This window comes from Mesorhizobium sp. M1E.F.Ca.ET.063.01.1.1 (assembly GCF_003998155.1).
In the GTDB taxonomy this organism is placed as follows: Bacteria; Pseudomonadota; Alphaproteobacteria; order Rhizobiales; family Rhizobiaceae; genus Mesorhizobium.
This window is the reverse complement of sequence record NZ_RZSC01000874.1, coordinates 1-2,274: the sequence shown is the minus strand read 5'-3', so window position 1 is coordinate 2,274 and position 2,274 is coordinate 1. Positions and strand designations below refer to the sequence as shown.

2 protein-coding genes and 1 pseudogene are annotated in these 2,274 nt (G+C 67.2%); all 3 read left to right on the top strand.

Features of this window, described 5'->3' with window-relative positions:
• A pseudogene (locus EOA29_RS33660) lies at window positions 1-420 on the top strand (flagellar M-ring protein FliF); the annotation flags it as partial.
• A 3-nt stretch (window positions 421-423) separates the two neighbouring features.
• Window positions 424-1,050 (top strand): hypothetical protein, encoded by a 627-nt coding sequence (locus tag EOA29_RS33655; RefSeq protein WP_126092185.1) that lies wholly within the window; start codon window positions 424-426, stop codon window positions 1,048-1,050.
• On the top strand, window positions 1,047-2,274 hold a 1,228-nt coding region (locus EOA29_RS33650), incomplete at its 3' end, for a MotB family protein (RefSeq protein ID WP_127222215.1). The genes EOA29_RS33655 and EOA29_RS33650, both read left to right, overlap by 4 nt.

Below are 2,274 nucleotides of genomic sequence, written 5' to 3'. Positions count from 1 at the left end.
GGACTGGATGGCGAGCCGATCGACCAGCCCGGCATCCTCGCCTCGATCGGCACGTACACCGGCACGCTCATCAACGCCGGCGCCTTCATCGTCGTCGTGTTCCTTGTCGCCTTCTTCGGCCTTCGGCCGATGGCCGCCGCGCTGACGGCATCGGCGAAGCCCGCAGCCATCGCCGGCCCCAGCTTCGACGATGTCCAGCGCTCGCTGCCGACGCCCGACGCGCCGGTGGCTGCGATCGCTTCCGATACGCCGGTCGGCGCCTTGCCCGACGCTCGCCCGGGCTCCACCCCGCTCGACGACCTGCGTCAGAAGATCAGGCCAGCGCCGCAGGAACGGCTGGCGCGCATGGTCGACCTCAACGAGGAGCGCACCGCACAGATCCTGCGCAAATGGGCGGCCGCCCCGGAAGCGGCGGCTTAAGCCATGGCTTCGGGAGCCCTTTTCGATCTCCTGCCCGATTTCGGCCCGCGCGCGCCGCGCACCGGCCAGCCGCCGGCGGCGCAGAACGTCGAGCCCAAGCCGGAGGCATCCCCGCCGCAAGCCGACATTGGCGCTTTGATCGCCGAGGCGGTGGCCGACGCGGAAGCAGCACTCGAAGCCCGCCTCACGGCCGCCCATCAGGCGGCGCTGGAGGCCGAGCGCCAGGCCAATGACGATGCGGCGAAAGCGTTCCTGGAAAGCTTCGGCGGCGATCTCGGCGCGGCGGTCACGACGCGGATCGATGCCATGGAGGCGCGTGTTGCCGAGATCACCGCCGCCACCATCGCCCGCATCATGGGCGGCATCGTCAGCGAAGAGCTGCAAAAGCGTTCGCTCGACGCCCTCACCCGCACCATCGGCGCCGCGGTCGCCGACAGCGAGGCCGTGCGGATCGGCGTGCGCGGGCCGCTGTCGCTGTTCGAGCCGCTGAAGGCGGCACTTGGGGACCGCGCGGCCAATCTCGATTTCACCGAAGCCCCGGGCTTCGACCTGACCGTGACCATCGATGAAACGGTGTTCGAGACGCGTATCGCCGAATGGTCGGCTTCCCTGTCGGAGGTCCTGTCATGAGCGCCATCGACCACGGCGAGGCCAGGCACGAGATCATCATCGTCAAGCGCAACCACGACGGTCATGACGACGACCATCATGGCGGCGTCTGGAAGATCGCCTTTGCCGACTTCATGACGGCGATGATGTGCTTCTTTCTCGTCATGTGGCTGATCAACGCCGCCAACGAGCAGACCAAGGCGGCGGTCGCCAGCTACTTCAATCCGGTCGAGCTGATCGACCGCAACTCCAGCCGCAAGGGTCTCGAGGATCTCGGCGACGGCCCGAGCAAGGTTGGTCTCACCGCCGACAACCCGCAGGATGGCGCCAGCAAGGCCGGCGAGAACGGCAAGGGCGGCGCCGGCTCCTCCGACCGCAGGCAGACCAAGGAAGCCTCGCAGAAGTCCGACCTTTCCGACGAGCACCTGTTTGCCGACCCGTACGCCGTGCTTGCCGAGATCGCCACCGATACCGGCGTCATGCAGAATGTCAGCGCCAAGGGTGAAGGCGGTGTTCAGAACGCCGGTCCGGCGACCGGCGCTTCCGGCGGCGAATCCTATCGCGACCCTTTCGCGCCGGATTTCTGGTCGCAGCAGGTGGCGACACCTGGCGCCGAAGCCAGCGCGGAACGCAAGAAGATCGAAGGCGATCCGGCCAAGCCCGGCGAAAAAGTCGCCGAAACCGAGGTACCGAAGGTCAAGGCGGCTCCGCCGGCGCCGCCGCGCCTGGAAGCCCCACTCGAACCGATGGCAACGCCCGAGAAACCCGATACCAAGATGGCTGCCGGATCGGCCGATGCGAAGGCCGGGAAAGCCGCGCGCCAGGAGATCAAGGTCGAGAAGGCTGAAAGCGGAAAAGCGGAAGCCGAAAAAGCCGGAGATGAAGCCAAATCCGAAGCCGCGAAGGCTGGATCGGCGAAGGCGGAGACGGCGAAGGCAGAGCCGGAGCAGACACCAGACCAAGGCGTAAAGGCCCCGAGCAGCACCGCCCTCAAGGCCGCCGCCGAAATCAAGCAGGAGCTGGCCAAGGCCTTCGCGCCGGGTGAAAAGCTGGCCGAGGGCGTCTCCGTCGAGGCCACCGACAAGGGCGTCGTCATCTCGATCACCGATCAGCTCGACTTCGGCATGTTCGAGATCGGTTCGGCCTTGCCGCGCCGCGAGCTGGTGCTGGCGATGGAGAAGATCGGGCACATCATCAACGAGAAGAAGGGCACCATCACCATCGGCGGCCATACCGACGCGCGGC

What these genes read in the sequence shown, in the direction of transcription:
- EOA29_RS33655 (WP_126092185.1), top strand. Translation starts at nt 424, where the DNA reads ATGGCTTCGGGAGCCCTTTTCGATCTCCTGCCCGATTTCGGCCCGCGC.